The 4,192-nt window shown below is 70.3% G+C and carries 4 protein-coding genes; all 4 read left to right on the top strand.

What is annotated here, in order from left to right; genetic code table 11:
- The coding region (locus tag ABY44_RS12555) for a (2Fe-2S)-binding protein (protein WP_431641258.1) at positions 1 to 405 on the top strand (405 nt) is incomplete at its 5' end.
- Positions 398 to 1,549, top strand: a complete 1,152-nt coding sequence (locus ABY44_RS12560; RefSeq protein ID WP_060171310.1) for an NAD(P)/FAD-dependent oxidoreductase — start codon at positions 398 to 400, stop codon at positions 1,547 to 1,549. The genes ABY44_RS12555 and ABY44_RS12560, both read left to right, overlap by 8 nt.
- Positions 1,546 to 2,592, top strand: a complete 1,047-nt coding sequence (locus tag ABY44_RS12565; protein WP_059693773.1) for an ABC transporter substrate-binding protein — start codon at positions 1,546 to 1,548, stop codon at positions 2,590 to 2,592. The genes ABY44_RS12560 and ABY44_RS12565 overlap by 4 nt, the downstream gene beginning before the upstream one ends.
- 164 nt (positions 2,593 to 2,756) lie before the next feature.
- Positions 2,757 to 4,112, top strand: coding sequence for an MFS transporter (locus ABY44_RS12570; RefSeq protein ID WP_060171312.1), 1,356 nt, complete (start codon positions 2,757 to 2,759; stop codon positions 4,110 to 4,112).
- Positions 4,113 to 4,192: the final 80 nt, after the last annotated feature.

Here is a 4,192-nt window from a genome sequence, read left to right on the forward strand (position 1 = left end):
CCCGACGGGGCGACGCTCGAACGCACGCTCGCGCGCGTCGGCGCATTCCGGGCGGGCCTCGAAGCGGCGTTCGCGCCGCCGGTCGAGCAGGCCGTACGCTGCGCGGACGACACGATCGTGTGCCGTTGCGAGGAGGTCGATGCAGGGACGCTGCGCCGCTGCGTCCGCGACGGCGCGGCAACCGAGCTGAACCGGCTGAAGGCGCTGACGCGCGTCGGAATGGGCCGCTGCCAGGGCCGCATGTGCGGCGACGCGGCCGCGCTCTTGCTGGCCGCCGAAACCGGTCGCCCGCTCGCCGACGTCGGCCGGTTGCGTGCGCAACCGCCCGTGAAGCCGTTCCCGATCTCGGCCGCGCTGGCGGGCGACGATGTCGCGGCGATTCCCGACGAGGCACGCGATGAATGAGACCCGGCATTACGACGTCGCGATCGTCGGCGGCGGCCTCGTCGGCGCGTCGGCCGCACTCGCGCTGACGCGCCGCGGCTTGCGCACCGGGCTGTTCGAGCGGCGCGATTGCGGTGCGCAGGCGAGCGGCGTGAACTACGGTGGCGTGCGCTGCCAGGGCCGGCCCGCCGAACAGCTGCCGCTCGCGCTGCGTGCGCGGCGCATCTGGGATCGCCTGCCCGAACTGATCGGCATCGACGGCGAATTCGTCGTGTCGGGCCACCTGCGGCTCGCGCGCAGCGACGCCGATCTCGACGCGCTCGATGCCTACGCGACGCTCGCCGGCGAATACGGCCTGCCGCTGCAGGTGATGCGCGGCGATGCGTTCCGGCGCCGCTACCCGTGGCTCGGCCGTGCGGCGCTCGGCGGCTCGCTGTGCGAGACCGACGGTCACGCCAACCCGCGACTCGTGTCGCCCGCGTTCGCGCGCGCGGCCCGCGCGGCGGGCGCGGACGTGTTCGAGCACACCCCCGTCGACGACGTCCACCACGACGGCACGCGCTTTCACTTTCAGGCAGGCGGCCGCGCCTGCACCGCGACGTGGCTGATCAACTCGGCCGGCGCGTGGGCGAACACGATCGCCGAACGCTTCGGCGAAGCCGTGCCGATGGAGCCGATCTACCCGAACATGTGGGTGACCGAACCGCTGCCGCCGTTCATCACGCACAACCTCGGCGTGTATGGCGGCGGCGTGTATGCGCGGCAAGTCGCGCGCGGCAACTGCGTGATCGGCGGCGGGCGCGGCCGCGGCGACGGCGAATTCGGCCAGCCGTCGGTCGATACGACGCGCGCGGTGATGCGCGATGCCTGCGCGCTGCTGCCCGCGCTGCGTGACGCACTGCTGATCCGCACGTGGAGCGGCGTCGAAGGCTGCACGCCCGACCACAACCCGATCATCGGCGCGAGCCGCACGACGCCGCGCCTGCTTCATGCGTTCGGCTTTTCCGGCGGCGGCTTCCTGCTCGCGCCGGGCGTCGGCGACGTGCTCGCCGATCTCGTCATGACCGGCGAAACCGCCACCCCGCTCGATGCATTCTCGATCGGCCGCTTCTTCCGCGAAGCCGAGCCGACCGCCCCTTTCCGTCAAGAGGAGACCCACAAATGAAACTGCCCGGAACGATCGCGGCCGCCGCCGCCCTCTGCATCGCAGGTGCCGGCGCGCCCGCATTCGCGCAAACGAAGACGATCTACGTCGGCATGAATGGCGGCCCGATGGAGAAGGCCTACACGAGCCAGGTGCTGCCCGACTTCGAGAAGGCGAACAACGTGAAGGTCGTCGTCGTGCCCGGCACGTCGTCGGACGTGCTCGCGAAACTGCTCGCGAACCGCAACAAGCCGCAGATCCACGTCGCGTTCCTCGACGACGGCGTGATGGCGCGCGCGGTCAGCCTCGGCGTGTGCCAGAAGCTCGACGACTCGCCGGTGCTGAAGGAGTTGTATCCGTTCGCGCGGATGAAGGACGACGTCGGCGCGGGCGTGCAGCTCGGGATGACCGGCATCGCGTACAACAAGAAGCTGTTCGCCGAGAAAGGCTGGACGCCGCCGACGTCGTGGATGGATTTCGCCGATCCGAAATACAAGGGCAAGGTCGTGTTCCAGTCGGCATCCAGCAGCACGTTCGGGCTGCACGGCTTCCTCGCGATCAACCGGCTGCTCGGCGGCAACGAGCAGAACGTCGAGCCCGGCTTCAGCAAGTGGGCAAGCACGGTCGGGCCGAACGTCGTCGAGTACATCCCGAACTCGGCGAAGATCTCGGAGATGGTGCAGACCGGCGAAGCCGGCCTGTTCCCGCTCACGCCGACCGGCGTCGGCGACCTGCAGGACAAGGGCATCCCCGTCGCCTACGCGAACCCGAAGGAAGGCCCCGTGCTGCTGCTCGTCGACCTGTGCGTGGTCGCGAACAATCCCGATCCGCAGCTCGCGCAGAAGCTCGCGCAGTTCCTGCTGTCCGCGCCCGCGCAGACGAAGGCGGCCGAAGCCGGCAAGCAGATTCCGACCAACCGTCTCGCGAAGATGCCCGCCGCGATGCAACAGAGCCTCGGCAATGTCGACGATCTCGTGCGCAAGGTGACCGTGGTCGACTGGACCGCGATCAACGCGCGCCGCGCGCAGTGGGATACGCGCTGGAACCGGCAGATCGAGCGGTGACGGCATGCCGGGCGCGCGGGCACGGCCGCGCGCCGCATGACCATCATTTGCGGGAGTGATGACACTCCCCTTTTTCTGCGGATTTGACCGGGGACACGGGGCCGACAACACTAGCCCGCAGTGCCGCAAAGACGGCACGCGCCTGCCCCCCTTCAGAGTCCGCCATGTACCCGACCGACACCGTGCAATCCCCGAGCGCCGCCCGGCCGCTCGCCGACCGGCAGCTGCGCCGGATCGTCATCGCCTCCGTCGCCGGCAACGCGATGGAGTGGTATGACTTCTTCGTTTACGGCACGGCCGCGGCGCTCGTGTTCGGCCACGTGTTCTTTCCGCCCGGCGCGTCGCCGCTCGCGGGCAGCCTCGCCGCCTTCGCGGCATTCGCGCTCGGCTTCGTCGCGCGACCGCTCGGCGGGATCGTGTTCGGCCACGTCGGCGACCGCTACGGGCGCAAGGCGTCGCTCGTGTGGACGCTGCTGATCATGGGCGCATCGACCTTCGCGATCGGCCTGCTGCCGACCTATGCGCAGGTCGGCCTGTGGGCACCGGCGGCGCTCGTCGTGCTGCGCCTGCTGCAAGGCATCGCGTCCGGCGGCGAATGGGGCGGCGGTGTGCTGATGATCAGCGAGAACGCGCCGCCCGAGCAGCGCGGCTACTACGCGGCGTGGAGCCAGCTCGGCGTGGGCGGCGGCTTCGTGCTGTCGTCGGCCGCGTTTCTCGCCGCACAGGCGCTGCCGGACGACGCGTTCCGCACCTGGGGCTGGCGGCTGCCGTTCCTCGCGAGCATCGCGATCTTCGCGATCGGCATCTATATCCGCCGTCATCTGCCCGAAAGCCGTGACTTCGAGCAGGCCGGCCGGCGCGGCGCGCACACGCATCTGCCGATCGTCGAGTGCATCCGCCGCCATCCGAAGGAAATCCTGCTCGCGATGGGGCTGCGCGTGGCCGAGAACGGCGGCGCCTACATCTTTCTCGCGTTCTCGCTGGTCTACGGCAAATACGTCGGCATCCCGAACGGCGTGATGCTGACCGGCGTGATGATCGCGATGATCGTCGAGATGGGCGCGATGCTCGCGTGGGGCCGGCTGTCCGACCGGATCGGCCGCAAGCCCGTGTACCTGATCGGCGCGCTGAGCCTCGTCGCGTGCGCATTCCCGTTCTTCTGGCTGCTCGACACGCGCGCGACGCCGCTCGTCTGGCTCGCGCTGACGGTCGGCACGGCCGTCAGCCACGGCGCGATGATCGGCACACTGCCCGCGCTCGTCGGCGAGCTGTTCAGCACCGAGGTGCGTTACTCCGGCGTCGCGCTCGGGCATGAAGTCGCGTCGATCTTCGCCGGCGGGATGTCGCCGCTGATCGCCACCGCGCTGCTCGCGCGCTATCACACATCGTGGCCCGTGTCGCTGTTTCTCGTCGCGCTCGGCCTCGTCACCGTCGCGACGCTGTGCGTGATGCGCGAAACGCGGATCGTGAGGGCCGCTTCCGCCGCTCCCGCTACCGACACGCGCGGCGACACGGCGTGACCACGACGCTGCGATCCGCGCAAGCGGGCCGATCCGCACCGGCAGGCGGCGAACACGGCGGCGGCCGGCGCGGCCGTTCC

The sequence above is a fragment of the Burkholderia sp. ZZQ-2 genome (assembly GCF_050768715.1).
GTDB classification, from domain to species: domain Bacteria; phylum Pseudomonadota; class Gammaproteobacteria; order Burkholderiales; family Burkholderiaceae; genus Burkholderia; species Burkholderia cepacia.

Coding starts and splice junctions, on each gene's coding strand:
- ABY44_RS12565 (WP_059693773.1), top strand. CDS start 1,546: ATGAAACTGCCCGGAACGATCGCGGCCGCCGCCGCCCTCTGCATCGCA.
- ABY44_RS12560 (WP_060171310.1), top strand. CDS start 398: ATGAATGAGACCCGGCATTACGACGTCGCGATCGTCGGCGGCGGCCTC.
- ABY44_RS12570 (WP_060171312.1), top strand. CDS start 2,757: ATGTACCCGACCGACACCGTGCAATCCCCGAGCGCCGCCCGGCCGCTC.